This window comes from Ruegeria sp. SATB027 (assembly GCF_059613825.1).
On the sequence record NZ_JBXWTH010000039.1, the window covers coordinates 1 to 14664 of the forward strand.

The 14664-nt window shown below is 54.8% G+C and carries 19 protein-coding genes; 9 read left to right on the forward strand and 10 right to left on the reverse strand.

Translation table 11 applies throughout. The annotated features are described in order from the left end of the window. Both AC2FPW_RS10225 and AC2FPW_RS10230 read left to right on the forward strand, forming a co-directional pair. A partial coding sequence (locus tag AC2FPW_RS10225) for a DDE-type integrase/transposase/recombinase (RefSeq protein WP_496813581.1) occupies window positions 1–185 on the forward strand: 185 nt, incomplete at its 5' end. Between the two features lie 115 nt (window positions 186–300). After that, window positions 301–735 (forward strand): mechanosensitive ion channel family protein, encoded by a 435-nt coding sequence (locus tag AC2FPW_RS10230; protein WP_496813602.1) that lies wholly within the window; start codon window positions 301–303, stop codon window positions 733–735. Between the two features lie 15 nt (window positions 736–750). On the opposite strand, the gene AC2FPW_RS10235 is transcribed toward AC2FPW_RS10230, so the two are convergent. From AC2FPW_RS10235 to AC2FPW_RS10255, 5 genes are all read right to left on the reverse strand, one after another. Then, a complete protein-coding gene (locus AC2FPW_RS10235; RefSeq protein ID WP_496813582.1) occupies window positions 751–1989 on the reverse strand; it encodes a DUF2254 domain-containing protein in 1239 nt (412 codons plus the stop codon). 67 nt (window positions 1990–2056) lie between these two features. Next, entirely contained in the window at window positions 2057–3307 is a 1251-nt protein-coding gene (locus tag AC2FPW_RS10240) for a cation:proton antiporter (protein WP_496813584.1), read from the reverse strand. Window positions 3308–3406: 99 nt separating this feature from the next. Continuing rightward, on the reverse strand, window positions 3407–4132 hold the full coding sequence (locus AC2FPW_RS10245) for a Crp/Fnr family transcriptional regulator (RefSeq protein WP_496813585.1): 726 nt from the start codon (window positions 4130–4132) through the stop codon (window positions 3407–3409). 416 nt (window positions 4133–4548) lie between these two features. Further along, window positions 4549–4875 carry a hypothetical protein gene (locus AC2FPW_RS10250; RefSeq protein ID WP_496813586.1) on the reverse strand — a complete coding sequence of 109 codons (327 nt, stop codon included), beginning with the start codon at window positions 4873–4875 and terminating at the stop codon, window positions 4549–4551. A gap of 16 nt (window positions 4876–4891) precedes the next feature. Further along, complete coding sequence (locus tag AC2FPW_RS10255; protein ID WP_496813587.1) at window positions 4892–5185, reverse strand: ElaB/YgaM/YqjD family protein; 294 nt, start codon at window positions 5183–5185, stop codon at window positions 4892–4894. Window positions 5186–5537: 352 nt separating this feature from the next. On the opposite strand from AC2FPW_RS10255, the gene AC2FPW_RS10260 reads away from it, so the two are divergent. From AC2FPW_RS10260 to AC2FPW_RS10275, 4 genes are all read left to right on the forward strand, one after another. Continuing rightward, window positions 5538–6023 (forward strand): hypothetical protein, encoded by a 486-nt coding sequence (locus AC2FPW_RS10260; RefSeq protein ID WP_496813589.1) that lies wholly within the window; start codon window positions 5538–5540, stop codon window positions 6021–6023. Window positions 6024–6033: 10 nt separating this feature from the next. Further along, on the forward strand, window positions 6034–6159 hold the full coding sequence (locus AC2FPW_RS10265; RefSeq protein ID WP_496813590.1) for an entericidin A/B family lipoprotein: 126 nt from the start codon (window positions 6034–6036) through the stop codon (window positions 6157–6159). Between the two features lie 150 nt (window positions 6160–6309). After that, a complete protein-coding gene (locus tag AC2FPW_RS10270; RefSeq protein WP_496813591.1) occupies window positions 6310–6501 on the forward strand; it encodes a PLDc N-terminal domain-containing protein in 192 nt (63 codons plus the stop codon). 38 nt (window positions 6502–6539) lie between these two features. Further along, window positions 6540–7550, forward strand: coding sequence for an AI-2E family transporter (locus AC2FPW_RS10275; RefSeq protein ID WP_496813592.1), 1011 nt, complete (start codon window positions 6540–6542; stop codon window positions 7548–7550). A 4-nt stretch (window positions 7551–7554) separates the two neighbouring features. Here the strand turns inward: AC2FPW_RS10275 and AC2FPW_RS10280 are convergent, their stop codons facing one another. From AC2FPW_RS10280 to AC2FPW_RS10295, 4 genes are read right to left on the reverse strand one after another with little or no spacing between them, the layout of a single operon-like run. Continuing rightward, entirely contained in the window at window positions 7555–9051 is a 1497-nt protein-coding gene (locus tag AC2FPW_RS10280; RefSeq protein ID WP_496813593.1) for a phospholipase D family protein, read from the reverse strand. Window positions 9052–9084: 33 nt separating this feature from the next. Then, entirely contained in the window at window positions 9085–10800 is a 1716-nt protein-coding gene (locus AC2FPW_RS10285; protein WP_496813595.1) for a sensor histidine kinase, read from the reverse strand. Beyond that, window positions 10797–11354, reverse strand: a complete 558-nt coding sequence (locus tag AC2FPW_RS10290; protein WP_496813597.1) for an RNA polymerase sigma factor — start codon at window positions 11352–11354, stop codon at window positions 10797–10799. Before AC2FPW_RS10290 ends, AC2FPW_RS10285 begins: the two co-directional genes overlap by 4 nt. Beyond that, complete coding sequence (locus AC2FPW_RS10295; RefSeq protein ID WP_496813598.1) at window positions 11347–11535, reverse strand: NepR family anti-sigma factor; 189 nt, start codon at window positions 11533–11535, stop codon at window positions 11347–11349. Before AC2FPW_RS10295 ends, AC2FPW_RS10290 begins: the two co-directional genes overlap by 8 nt. Before the next feature lie 93 nt (window positions 11536–11628). On the opposite strand from AC2FPW_RS10295, the gene AC2FPW_RS10300 reads away from it, so the two are divergent. Next, on the forward strand, window positions 11629–12444 hold the full coding sequence (locus tag AC2FPW_RS10300) for a response regulator (protein WP_496813599.1): 816 nt from the start codon (window positions 11629–11631) through the stop codon (window positions 12442–12444). 339 nt (window positions 12445–12783) lie between these two features. On the opposite strand, the gene AC2FPW_RS10305 is transcribed toward AC2FPW_RS10300, so the two are convergent. Further along, window positions 12784–12945: a DUF1328 domain-containing protein gene (locus AC2FPW_RS10305; protein WP_209599344.1), complete on the reverse strand. Its 162-nt coding sequence runs from the start codon at window positions 12943–12945 to the stop codon at window positions 12784–12786. A 659-nt stretch (window positions 12946–13604) separates the two neighbouring features. Between AC2FPW_RS10305 and AC2FPW_RS10310 the strand changes: the two genes are divergently transcribed. Then, window positions 13605–14057 carry a host attachment family protein gene (locus AC2FPW_RS10310; RefSeq protein WP_496813600.1) on the forward strand — a complete coding sequence of 151 codons (453 nt, stop codon included), beginning with the start codon at window positions 13605–13607 and terminating at the stop codon, window positions 14055–14057. Between the two features lie 84 nt (window positions 14058–14141). After that, complete coding sequence (locus tag AC2FPW_RS10315) at window positions 14142–14618, forward strand: flavodoxin family protein (protein WP_496813601.1); 477 nt, start codon at window positions 14142–14144, stop codon at window positions 14616–14618. Window positions 14619–14664 lie beyond the last annotated feature (46 nt).

The window sequence follows — 14664 nt, forward strand, 5'->3', positions numbered from 1 at the left end:
CTTCGAAGCCTTCAAAACCTCTGATCGGAGCGTCGAGCTCATTCATGCCAGATAACAATATGATCGAGCAGGATCACCGTTTCATTAAGAGACGCACGCGACCAATGCTGGGGTTCAAGGCCTTTGCTTCAGCTGCAGCAACCCTTGCTGGAATCGAGGTCGCAAACATGATCCGCAAGGGCTAACTCACGTCCGGAATCTGTCCTTTCAAACAATTCGCCGAACTGGCTGCATAAGTACGATCGGGTCGTTGAAATAACGCATCGCGTTCAAGACTTTGCAACAAAGCCAGAAATTACCATTCGCGATACCCGAATTCGTCAGACCGATGGGCAGCTGGTCGTTATGCCCAACCATGAATTGTTTCAGAACCCGGTCAGGGTACGCACCGACAAAGAGCTGCGCCGAACAAGCATTATCTGCGGCATTGCCTATGACGAGGATGTCGACGAAGCGCGTCAGGTGATCGAAAAAGCGGTGGTCGCTGTCGAGAGCGTGCGCGACGACCTTCGCGATGTGCAGGTGTTCGCGCATGCCTTTGGATCTTCGTCTGTCGACTTCGAAATCACATGGTGGACCGGATCAAAACCGATCGACATTCGTGCATCGCGCGACCAGGTGATTTCCGCGATTAAATCTGCCCTAGACAAGGCTGAGATCGAAATTCCATTCCCCTATCGCACCCTGACATTCAAAGGTGCATTGCCTGTCGAGCAGCAGGAACCGGAGGAGTGACACCGAGGCCATCTGTCATTTGTGGTCTTGCTGCAATGCGTCCAGTTCATGCTTGACCGCATCAAGCCGAGGCCCTGGAGGAAGCCGTCGCGTGAGTTCCTGCAACAACACCTCAGCATGTCGCTTTACCATTTTGTCGCCCAGGATGTATTGGCGACTGTCGACGTGGGTGATGTGAAGCAGCTGATGGAACGTGACCGGCGGAATTTTTACGTGATGCGAGGGGCACCGCGCTATGGCTACTGTTTCTGACACCGCGAGTTCCTGAAGCGACGCATGCAGCCAGTTCAGACACGTGCAGGCAGTGTAGGGGTCGTTCACACTCGGAGACAAAGCGCGGGCGATGATTTCGACCAGTTGCTGCGCCACGAACATGACGTTCTGAGTGTCGGTTTTTCCCGCTCCGGTCGCAAAACAGGCCCGAAGCTGCGCCTCCGTCGACTCAGATAGCGGTTCCTCTGAATAGACTTTCAGGGCTGGGCGTTGCGGGTGAACAAATTGACCCGGCACAGCGAGAACTTCGATATTCAGGTCGTTTTCAGCGGCTGTTTTGGTGATTTGGTTGAAATCTACGGCTTGGACGTAACCGGACGTCTTAAGGAATATCGGTTTGGGATCCTGACCTTCTGTTTCTTTCATCCAGTCAGACTCAATCTCCTCGCCCAAGGAGGCTGAACCATTTGCCTGACACAACTCGATGAGCTGTGACCGTAGTTTGGAGCCGAGTTTATGGCAAAGGTTCTCAAGATTGATCATCTCGGGTACGTGGTGAATGAAATAGATCATCACGATCACCGATGCGAACGTCATGACCAAGGCGAGAACAAGGGACAGAAGCGGCACGAACGTCAGCCCGTCAGCACCAAAATCCTGCACCGATCGCAGCGTCGCCAGTGCAAAAACAAAGGTGGAAATCAATACCCCCAGACTGATTTGGGTCCCACGATCACGCATGAAATTACCAATCAAGCGCGGACCGAAATTGGCAGAGGCAAAAGAGACCGCGACAAGGGTCATGGAAAACAGAACCCCGGTTACGGTGATCACCGATTGCGCAATGACCGACAACAGCGACCGGACAGCATCGGATTGCGTCGTCATCCAATCCCGCAGCATGGGCGTGTACAGGTTCGAAAAATGGCGGTCCAATGCTTCGATTCCAACCGCCAGGAGGAAGGCCACCACCATCATCAGACCGGGAACGAACCAATAGCTTGCGCGCATATCCTGCAGGAGTTTCGTTATCCGGGCCATATTCTCTAACCTTCCTGCTTTTCCGCACCGCTTTGCCGACAGGGCGTCAGCAGAACGTCCCCGAACCTCAATGAGCCGTATTGCTGCGAATGCCTTCCATCGCGCGCGCCACTGTGAACCCATGCAACACCGTTGACACCAGGATCACCAGCCCGACCAGTGACCATATTTGGATTTCATTCGCAAATTCGACATGCCGACCAGCGTAACACAGGTAGTAGATCGAGCCGATGCCGCGCACGCCGTATATCGCTACGATGGCACGGTCCCTGCCTCTGACATGGGTTCCGATCAACGAAAGCCACCCGGCAACAGGGCGGATTGCGGCAACCAGTGCCAGGGTCACAAACAGATGCACCCATTGCAGATCGGCTAGCAGAACAGGCAAAGCGTACCCGAGAGCGACCAGCAAAAGCGCTGTCAGCGCGTGTTCAATATTCTCGCAGAAGTCATGCAACCGCCTGTGAAACTGGTGTTGGCTTTCGACACGCCGCAGTGCCAGTCCCATCACCGCGACCGAGATGAACCCGTATCCCTCGGCCAATTCGGTCGAGCCGTAGCACAGCAGAACACCCGCAAGAGCCAAAACCCCCGAGGCCGTATCAGCAAGGGCGGATCGGCGCGGAAACTGGAACAGTACCTGTCCCAGAACCCAGCCGCCTGCTCCGCCCATCAGGACACCGACCGTGATCCGGTAAAGCACATCCACCAGAAACCACTCCAGCGCCCATTCCGAAGGGTTCAACCCATGTAACGCAACCAGCAAACCCAGATAGACAAACGGGAAAGCAAGCCCGTCATTCAATGCAGCTTCGGTTGTCAGCGTGAACCGCACCCGGTGTTCTTCCCCCTCGTGCGGTGGTCCGACCTGAACGTCCCCGGCTAGCACCGGATCGGTCGGCGCAAGAACCGCGCCCAGAAGAATAGCCCCAGCCACGGTCATCCCGGCGACCCCTGCCCCGAGAACAGCCACTGCAAAGATCGTCAACGGCATCGCAATCGCCAGCATCCTCATCGTCGGCACCCAGCGCAGCGCTGGTCCAAGGTTGTCGATCCGTAGCCCGGCTGTGAACAGGGCAACAATGACTGTCAATTCGCTCGCAATCTCCCAAGGGTGCGGTGCAACCCTGGGGTCGGGAACGGCAGGCAAGCCCGGAACAAACCAATAGGTGCACATACCAAACAGGATCAACAGCGGCGCCGCTGCTGGTTCGCGTGTGGAAATGAACCGCGGAAGCCATCTTGCCAATATCACGATGGCGCCTGTTACGGTCAGAGCGACGTGGTAAGGTTCAAAACTGAAGAATTCCGCTGTCATGCGAGACTGTACTTTCTGAGGCTGTTCAGAGGGTTGTCGTTTTACGGCACTATTCCAAAGGGGTTAGGCCAGTCGTGCAAACATGCGCACGCTTCGGAATCAGATAAGCGGTCGCTTCTCAAGATCAGCGTCGGTTCCCGCCAAGTCCGCAATCTTTGCCCGATCCATCAACTGCAACCGACCATCGCTCCAATCTGCAATGTTGTCGCTCCGCAATTTTGCAAGTGTTTTGTTCGTGTGAACCAGGGACAATCCCATCGCATCCGCTAGGTCCTGTTGGCGGAACGGCAAAGGCACTACGCCTGCCTCATCCGCAAGCCCAACGGCACAGGCACGGTTGTAAAGGCGCAGCAACGCCCATGATATCCGCTCCAAAGCGGTTTGCTGACCGACAGATGTCAGCGCTTCGGCGACCATATGTTCTTCGACAGCCGCCAGCCACGTCAGATCAAAGCCGCGTTCGGGGCTGGATCGGTAGATCTTCCACAACACTTTCCGGTCAAAGACACACAGATGCATATCCGTCGTCGCCTCGACCGAGTGCTTCATTTCTTCCATCACGGCAGCCTGAAGACCCAGAAAATCCCCGGGGAAAACAAAATTAACGACCTGCCGTTGTCCGTCTTCCAAGGTCCGGTAACGGACACCCATTCCCGAGAGAACGGTAAACAGTTGCGGTGATTTTGCACCTTGGGCAAGCAGAGGGGTTCCTGCCTCGATCCGCATTTCCCCCGCCTTGCAAGATTGAGTAAGCTCAATATCTTGCTGAGAAAACTCATCGAAATAGTCAAAACGGTGCAGCGGGCAGTTTTTGCACATGTACATCCTAAAATCCCTCTTTCCCTATGTCACAGATTAAAGCGGCCGATCGTCGGTTCGTTTATATCTGAACCGAGAAAGGGAGTCTGTTGACATGATCAACCCCGAAAATCGCTTCATTTGGATCATCGAACCCGATATGGTCGTGTTTCAGGACCTGTCCGAGATTTTTCAAAGCTATCTGCCGAGTTTCGAGCAGATGTCATTTCACAAACCTGAGGACATCCTGTTGTCCCATCCGCTCCCGCAACTGGCGGCGATCAGATGCGGTTCCTTCGCCCTAGCCGTCCAAGAGTTGATTCACAGGTTATCCGCGTCGAAAGTGCCAACCATACTGATTGGAAACGGTAACAGAACGTTTGACCAGCCGTCGATTTATCCAATCAGCGTACCTTTTTCCGACACACACATCCGCGCGGTTCTCAACCAGATCGGTTTCGCGACGCCATCGCCGCCCCTTCAGCCATCCCGGCCGTGAACGCGTCAGCCAACGGGGGCAAGGGCCGTTTTTCCATCGCCTGTTCTTGCGTGATGTGGCCTTTGGTCAGGGTCGCCACCAACGCGGCAACTCCGGCAAACCCGAACCAAAGACACCCCATGATGAACAGGCGGATTGGCAACGACAGACCTGCCTCGGCCAACGCCGCAAGACCGGCGGCGGTTGCGAACCCCAATGCGACTGCCATCGAAAAGGCGGCAATGGCCCAGCATGCTGTCAACCACGCTGCATGGCGGACGTTGGATTTCATTCGGGAAAACATAGCGTTATTTCCGGTTTGCCAAATATCCGATCACGAATCCGAGGCCCGCAGCGATTGCCGTTGCAGCAACGGGTTGCCTCCGCACGCTCTCTTCCGCCAGCGCGCTGAATTGTGATGCGGTATCGGAAATCGAATGCACCTGCTCGTCGACACGCTTCTTGACTGACGAAGTGGCACTTTCCGCTTTCGCCGTCGCAACCTGCGATACGATCTGCGTCAACTCCGCGACATCAGCGCGTAAAGTTTCGAGTTGTTCGACAATGTCTTCTGTCTTGGGAGTTGTAGTGGCTCTGGCCATATGAGGTCTCCTTTCGTTGCAATGTCTTTTTCCTCAACTCAAGCAGCGCAAAAAAGTTCCATGATCGCCATGGATAGCGAACGAAACTCAAAACCATGTTTTCCAGAAACCAATGGCGCCGGTCGCTGTCGGCCATTTCTTTGCGGGCACGGGCTGAACAGTGAAGCAGTCTCGTCTTGATACACTGTGCCTCTTTCCAAATCCGCGGTGATGTTTGACGCGCTCGCTTGCTTGCAAATCGTCCCAGCCCTTCAAACCTGCTGCACTAATTTACAAAAATTTTTGGAACCATCTCACGACAAATAAGTTCTTCAGATGCACCCGATACGGGAATGCAAAAAAGGAGACTACGATGAAACATCTTATCCGAAGCACTGCCTTGATCGCCGCGATGTCTACCGCTGCGGTGGCGGAAACGCAGGTTTCGAAAATTGATGTCACGGCCGATTTGTCCGCGATTGAAACCTATGAAGCCGCTGGTGCATGGAAAAACCTGGAAGCAGATCTCGAGACCGCAATCGCCGAGCGTTTGGTTTCTCAGATCGCGCCGGAAGATGTTGAAGGTGCTGAGATCGAGATCGACCTCGATGAAGTGACGCTTGCGAACAATTTCGAAACTTCGCTTGGTATCGGGGAATGGAAACTGGTGGGTGATGTGGACATCGACATGCCCGACGCCAGCAAGGACGAAAACTACACGCTGACGGTCACCACCGATCAGCTTGGGGCGCTCTATCCGGAGGGGACCAACACTGATGAGCTGACGGTCGACAGCGATGTGTTCTATCAGGCTGTCGTCGCCGCATTCGCTGACAATATCGCGTCGAAACTGAAGTAAGGAGACAAGAATGAGACTTTTGGCGACTCTTTTGGTGGTCACGGCCCTGGCCGCATGCGAAACTGTCGAAGGCTTCGGCCGCGATGTATCGGCGGCTGGCAATGAGATCAGCGAAGAAGCCCAGGAAGCACAATAAAGCGTTGATTGAACTGAACATTCGGAAATCCGGGCGATGATTTTGCCCGGGTTTTCATTTTATTTTGAACTCAAAGAATGAAACCCTCAGACTCGTGGTATTTCTGGACTGAAACACGGCATGGGCGGAATATCTTAGGAAGGGACCATAATGTTCGAAATTGCTGGCCTCGGCAGCCTGATCCTTCTGGTTCTTTGTCTCTGGGCAATCATTTCAATCTTGGGATCGTCAGCAACGACGGGAACGAAAGTTCTGTGGGTGCTGCTTGTCATCCTGCTACCGCTGATCGGATTTATTCTGTGGCTCTTGTTTGGTCCCAGGTCCACCGCCAGACAGACATAACTTGGCGATCTCCAGACATTTCTTATTGAGATTCCACAATGCTCACATCCCTTCTTTCGACAAAGTCCATACGGGTCATGCTTTTGATCCTGACCTTGCTCGCATCCTGCACTGCCCTGTACTTTGCCAAACCCTTCCTGGCGCCCGCGGTTTTTGCACTGGTTATTGGAGTAGTCGTGTCGCCAGTCGCCGATCTTTTCAACCGGTATGGCGTCCCAAGAGTGCTTGTTGCGCTTGCGCTACTAGCCTCTGCAACACTGCTGTTGACGGCATTGCTCTTCTCAATCGACCCGGTGATTTCCACGTTGACCAATCAGCTGCCTCGGCTGAAGCTCGAAATTCGCGGCTGGATCACTGGAATAGCCGATACGCTGCGCGGCTTGGAAAATATCGGAGAAGAAATTGAACAGACCGTGAGTGGTGAAAATTCGGACGACGATTCCAACTCTGCGAAACTGCCCACAATGATGGATGCGTTATGGCTTGCCCCGAACTTCGGGGGCCAAGTGCTGATCTTTGTTGGTACATTGTTTCTATTTGTGCTGACCCGCAATGACCTTTACGCCAGTGCAGACCGACTGTGTGAAAGACTGTTCCGGGCCGAACGCGCGGTTGCCCGCTATTTTGCTGCCGTAACGATCGTAAACATAGGACTGGGTGTGGCAACTGCGGCCGCTCTTGCAGTGATCGGACTGAGCAACGCTTGGTTGTGGGGTCTGGGCGCGGCTCTGCTGAACTTCATACCCTATCTTGGCCCCTTGATCATAATATTTGGTCTGGCGATCGCGGGTTTGATGCAAATAGGTGGCGCAGCAGCAATCCTTCCGCCGCTGACGTTTCTGGCGCTGAATGTCACCGAGGGGCAATTTGTAACCCCTCTCTTCGTTGGCAGGCAGCTGCAGTTGAACCCGTTGGTGGTTTTTCTTTCCATCATTTTCGGCCTGTGGCTGTGGGGGCCGATCGGTGCGATTGTTGCCCTGCCAGTCTTGCTGTGGTGCAGCAGAATGTTGTCGAATCCTCTGGCTGAGGCAGAAAAAGAGACTTCCTAGCCTTCTACACGATGTTTTCGGTTGCGCCCGGTACCGGCTGATGGATCTCCTCCATTTTGTCGGCTTCATGAGGCACCAGGTAACCAAGTCGCGCCTTCGGCCGTCTTACCCGATTGCGCGTGATCTCTTCCTTCCACGTCTGTAGGGCCAATTTCGGGTCAAGCATCCCTTCGGTCAGATGATCCCGCCACCAATGGCGGGCCAGCGTTTTCCACAGCGTCGAAATCCGGTCGGGATCGGTAATGCGCAGGGCGGCTTCTGTATCCCAGCGCATGGACCTGCCGTTCAGATTGGCGGAACCAACAAGCGCAAAGCGTTGGTCCGTGATAAGCACTTTGCTGTGCAAATGGATGACGGGTGATCCGTGCAGAACCGAAGGGGCATCGCGTGCGGCAAAAACCTGTTTGACCGGGCTGGCGATACAAGACCGCTCGCCGAATGCTGCCGTGATCATTTTCAAGGCTTCGGCCTGCAGGCTCATGCCATAGCGCGCGTCGAGCCCCCGATTGCCGTCGAATGCAACATCCTCGGGCAAGGCCGGCAGCACCGTGATCAGAGTAAGATCCGGGTTCCGCTCGGCTGCGCGCGCCAATCCGTCCGCTATCACGCTGGATCGCAGGAACTGACTTTCGATGTAAATAAGCTGTTGCGCCCGTTCGAACGCCGCAAGATGATCCTCTTCTATTTCCTTGATCAGCGTTTTCGGTGACACCGCCCAAAATCCAAATCGACGCGGCGCAGACAGGGTTCTGCTGATGTGGGGAAATTCGGTATGACACTGCGCCTTGTCGATTTCGAGCAGAAAATTCTCCAGGTGAGTCGCCGCTTCTTCAGCCTCCGGTCCGCGAACCACCACTTGGATGTCCGCCCAAGTCAAATGCGAAGGAAGATCATGATCCGGCGTATCATACCGCCGGGTGTTCAGGTCCAAACCACCGATATAGAGCACGTTTCGGTCAACAACGGCCAGTTTCTGGTGATGCGACACCGGATAAAGCGACGGTGGCTTGGGACTGTCGTCGCTGCCGACAGCGGCTTGCCTACGCTTTCGCGACAATTTCTGTAGTTTGCTCCAAACAGCAGGAAAGAAGGCCAGTTGAGGCACAGCGCCAACCTTGGCCGGATGCATCGCAACTTGCACATGGAGTTTCCCTGCAAGATCGTCACCCAGACTTTCAGAAAGTTCGTCGGCCTGACTCGCCGTGCGCATCGCGATCTCATGCAAATCCGCCGCCAGAATGGGATCGAAATCACTGACAATGATGCGAACGGTGACGCCGCGCCGGGCCGCATCCGCGATCAGATTGGACCAGGTTTCCCCGACTGCTTTCGCGTCGGCGCTGATGAGCGGTGTACTGAAGTCAAAAATGCGGAACGATGCAATCACCTCATCCTGCGCCTCTAAAACAAGGCGTTCGAGCACCGGCCACGCATGTTCCGCTGTCACCAGAACCTCGAAATCCTGCGTATCGCTATTGTTCGAAGATGAAGGATGAATCATCCGCTTACCCGCCATTTGACCGAGCTCTCTGGTTCAGCTTATGCCACTCTCAATCGGGAAAGTTACCTTAAATTTGTAAAGTGTTTCAGTTTCCGAAATCTCGGACTGCCCATCCAGTTGCATGGTGAATGCCCTGATCAGCTTATTGCCAATGCCACTGCCACTTACGTCATCTTCAGCCAGCACGGGCTGCCCCTTAGTATTGGTCACCTCCAAGATCAGATGATTGTTATCCGCCTCTTTCAAACAAACAGAAATTTCCGGGCGCCTACCTTCCGGCACACCAATATACTTCACCGCGTTAGTCATTGCTTCGGAAACCAGCATTGACAGCGTAACAGCCTGATCTTGACTGAGCGCGACACTTACAAGGTTCTGCTTGATGAGCATGGTCTGCCCTTCTCCTGCGCTCATCGAGCCAATCTCGTTGATCAGGCTGGCGATCAGGTCCCGGCTGTCGACCGTCGTGATATCCGGGTTGGTGTTCAGGCTTCGATGTATCATTGCCAGCCCGCGTACACGCCGCTGCAGTTGCGATAGCATTCTGCGAGCTTCCGGCGTTTGCGCGCTGCGCGCCTGCATGTTCATGATGGACGCGATCAATTGCAGGTTATTCTTGACCCTGTGGTGCACTTCGCGCAGCAAGATTGTCTTCTCCTCCAGATCCACCTCGCGCCGGCGTTCCGCCTCGCTAAGGATGGCGACCATGCGATTGAAAGATTGCCGCGCTTCTTCGAATTCTTTCGGAGGATGGACCAGCTCAAGCGTCGCCTCCTCACGTTCGCCCAATGCATATCGCCGCATTGCGCTGCGCAATGCGTTCAGATGTCGGATGACCAGCCTCTGAATTCCGAGGACAGCAACCGCAATACCCGCAATCCACATCAAAACTGGAAACGCGAGGGTCACGATCGAGGCGGTGTTCTCTTCGACCGAAAATGCATCCTCCGAAGGCCAGCTGCCCACGACGACCACTTGATCGGGGATGATCTCACTGACCGCGAAAAACCGTTCGTGGCCGGAACGGGCGTCCTCAAAGAACGTACTGCCCGTCAGACCGACAAGTTCACGCCGTGGAACCGAGACCGGAAGCGCCATTGCCGCCTGATCCATTGCTACGCTTGATGACAGGATTTCGCCCCGGCTGTCCACGGTTGCGAACTGAATCCCGTCTTCTGCCCATCGTTGGCCGGAAATCGTGTCAATCAGATTATGGCGCGTTGCAACGGCAACATAGCCCATGACCTCGCCTTCCCTGCGCACCGGTGTGCTGGCCATCAGGTTGACCCCCGAGTTGCCTTGCCCATTTGCCACCAGGGCGAATGACAAATCCTGAAGCTCGGCAACTTTCAGAAAGTGCCAGTCCTCGGACACGTCACCCTGGGATTGGTCCGACGTGCACTCCAAACGGCCGGCAAGCGAGATATAGGCGGCGAAAACGTATTCCTGGCTGCTCTGAACGAACTCTTCCATCGCTTCCGGGCAGCCGGCAGCATCTTCCACTATCGAAGACGCAGCGGCAGCCAACCCCTGGGCCGCCCCGCCCGTGCGCTGCAGCAATTCCCGTTCCTTTGCGGCAGCACTTTGTGTTCGCGACAACAAGGACGCGTGGGACAAGCGAATGGCTTCGGTGACCACTGCGTTGGTTTGAAAAAGCGCGATCAGGCCCAACGGCAGCAGGGCAAGCGTCATTAACAGGGCCAGCCTGATGATCAGGCTGTCAGACAAAAGCCATCGAAATCGGTTCATGCAGCGCCCTGCTGTGCCACGATACCGGCCGTCACCGCATCCGTGATCTCGATCTGGCTTTCGTCGTCCAATTCCATGAGTTCCGCCAGCTTCGCACGCGCGCGATTAACGCGGCTTTTGATCGTGCCCGTCTTCACACCGCACATCTCGGCAGCTTCTTCATAGGAAAAGCCCCCTGCCCCGACCAGCACAAGTGCTTCGCGCTGTTCATCGTTGAGCTGATCGAACGCATCATAGAAATCGCGCATGTTCAACCGTCCGTCATGGCTCGGTTTTTGTGCCAGGCTTTCCGTGTGCGCGCCATCGACATCCTCGACCTCGCGCTTACGTTTGCGGTGAAGCGAGTAGTAGGTATTACGCAATATCGTGAACAGCCACGCCCGCATGTTCGATCCGGGCTCAAAACTGTCGATATTGGTCCACGCCTTGACCAGGGTGTCCTGCACGATGTCATCGGCGGTTGCCTGATTGCGTGTCAAACTGACCGCAAAAGCACGCAGGGCACCCAGATGTTCAACAAGTTCCTCGCGGGGGTCGGTGCTCTGCTCAGTCATTGCTATCGCGCTCCGAGCCCGTTTTAGGATGCGCTGCGCCTGATCTGAGCTGATCCAGCAGCTCAGTGAACCGGTCCGGGATCGGCTCGTTGGCCATTTCGTCGAAGGCTCGCTTCAGATTTTCGTCTATTTCGCGATCAATACGCTTGCTGCGTTTTCGCGATGATGCTTCTCTTGTCATGCTACCCAACAGTTTTTTGCACGGTATCATGGAACCAAACGCGATACCGCGCGTATAGTTCCATATTTAGTTCAAAAAAGGGAACATCGCAAAATGACGGCTCAAACCGGAGAAGCGCTTGCCAGTCAGATCGGAGCAAATTTGCCCTACCTGCGGCGGTATGCACGGGCTTTGACCGGCAGTCAGACAAGCGGCGACAAGTATGCTGTGGCCACCCTCGAAGCGATCCTGGCGGGAACCGCGGATTATTCTGCCGAGCCATCGGCCAAAGTCGCGCTGTTTCGTGTGTTTCATGCCATTTGGTCCAGTTCAGGTTCAACCATCGCTGACACCGACGAAGGGTCCGGGTTGGCTAAAAAGGCGCAGGCCCATCTCAGGCAACTGACCCCAAATACGCGCGAAGCCCTGTTGCTGCGCACGATCGAGGAAATCCCGACCGCCGACATCGGCACGATCATGGGCATTGATGTGCATGAAGCCGAACAGCTGATCGACATTGCGTATGAGGAAATGAGCCGCTCGACCGCGGGCAAAGTGATGATCATCGAGGATGAGGCAATCATCGCACTGGACCTCGAGGCGATCGTGTCCGAAATGGGGCATCAGATCACGGGTATCGCCCGAACTGAATCAGGGGCCCGGACCCTTGCGAAGCAGGAGCACGCCGACCTCATCTTGTCAGACATCCAACTGGCCGATGGTTCCAGCGGTATCGACGCCGTCAACCACATCCTTGCAGATGAAGGTGAACGACCGGTGATTTTCATCACCGCCTATCCGGAACGGTTGCTGACGGGTGAAGGACCGGAGCCGGCTTTCCTGATTTCCAAACCCTACTCGGAAGATCAGGTCCGCTCGGCCGTAAGTCAGGCGATGTTCTTTGCATCGACGGAAACTCTCAAGGCCTGACTAATCAAGAATTCTTGAAACAGCAGCCCCGCCGGACGGAATCCGACGGGGCTTACCTTCCCGGTTTTCATTAGGGGATGGATCCCGGGACGGCAGGACGAATCTTTTTGCGCTCAGGTATTGGCCATGAATCGAAACATCAGGCAGCCTGTTTCCCAAAGGCCTCAGGCGCTATCACCAGATCGTCGGGCACGATCTCACGCTGCTCGCTAGCGGCTTCATATGCGTCGCATCCGCACTTGGACGGATTACCGGCAAGTCGTTGCACTGTTTCAGCCCCGCATTTCAGATAGCAGCCGCATGAAACGTTGAGCGCGTATTGCGATAGCGCGCAGCACACTACTTCCGAACTACACGAGCGACGAGCGTAACCACAAACAGGATCAGGAAAATAAAGAACAGTACCTGCGCGATACCGGCGGACGCGGAAGCGATGCCACCGAACCCGAAGACGCCAGCAATAATCGCTACGACAAAGAAGATAAGTGCCCAATACAGCATCGGAGTACCCTTTCAGTTGTTAAAGTTTACGTAGACCAAAACCGATAAGTCGGTAAAAAGTTCCTCCAAAGGCGAAAAAGGATATGTTGCGCTGGTTTTGACAGGGATGATTGTATTGAAGTTTCTATCGCCGATGCCGTCCTTGCGTCCCAAGGCAGCGACCGCGTCCGATACAGGTTCCGAACCGCTCGAAAGACTGTCAGGGGTCTTCCAGATCAGCGGCTGCCAGGATCTCAGCGCAGGCCAAGAAGCGACAAGATCACAAGAACAACAACAACCAGACCAATAATGTAAATAATTCTGTTCATCGGATTCTCCTATCGATTGCCAGAGGATGCCCGTTCGAGCGAGATTGGCGTGTAAAACGACAACTCTTATCAAGACCAGAATGTTCCATCGAAATGGTAGGGCACCAGAAATCCGATATGGCGCTGCCCGCAGTGAGTTTCGTGGACGTGCGATCACCTGCACAAGCTTGGTGAACAACTCGCCTCGATCGGCAATGGTCGGGCCTAATTCCTCGCGGATGATGGAACAAATACCTTCCTGAATGCGTTAAGCTCGTATGACCTTACACCACCAAAGCAAGTTCCAGAAACGCCTCACGGATATCGGCACAGCTAAACTTGCGAGCAGAAATTGGGCGGGGAGAAACGCAAATGATACCTCTTAAAACAGGCGCATGGATTCTGGTCGCCGATGGTGAAAAGGCTTTGTTCCTCGAAAACATCGGTGATGAGAGAAATTACAACTTCTCGGTCGTGCGCAAAGAGGAACAGGACAACCCTGCCAACTCGGAACAGGGTACAGACGCGCCGGGGCGTTTCAATGACGGCCCTTCAGTCCAGCGATCTGCGATGGAGACGGCAGACTGGCACGAGTTAAACAAGATTCGCTTTGCGGCGGAACTGTCCGAGATGTTGTATTTGCGGGCGCATGCGGGTCGATTTCAGGAGATCGCCCTTGTGGCCCCGCCGCAGATTCTAGGCGTTTTGCGTCAGGAATTGCACAGCGAGGTCACTGAAAAGGTCGTCGCCGAAATTCCCAAGACACTGACGAATGTGCCGGTGGATGAGATCGAAAAACATGTCGAAAATGCCCTGCGAGAATGATCCGGCGTCAACAGCAAAGCTGCATGCCAATTGGATGACGAATACCCCACCGGATAACATCTTTGCCACATAGGGAGCATGACCATGACCCTTGTCGAACCCGAAAGCCAGTCGGTTGACCAAAAAGCAACCCAACAGGATGAAATTTCGGCGATCTTGTTCAATTGCTCGCTGAAACGCGAAAATTCCAAATCCCATACGGCCACCCTGATGTCGGTCGTCGGCGACATTATGATGAAAAACGGTGTTGGTGTTGAACAGGTGCATCTGGCCGACCACAACGTGCCGCCCGGTGTCTATCCCGACATGACCGAACACGGCTGGGCCCAAGACGCGTGGCCCGACCTTTGGCAAAAGGTTAAGGACGCAAATATCATCGTGATCGGAACCCCGATCTGGCTGGGCGAGGAAAGCTCGATCTGCCGAGTTCTGATTGAACGGCTTTACGGGATGTCGGGAATGTTGAACGACAAGGGTCAGAGCATCTTTTATGGCAAGACCGGCGGATGCGTAATCACCGGCAATGAAGACGGGTATTGCCAAGTTGTTCAGGTTGAGTGACTCAGCTATGCCGCGCTTATGAACATCCCAACGATCATGCCACGCC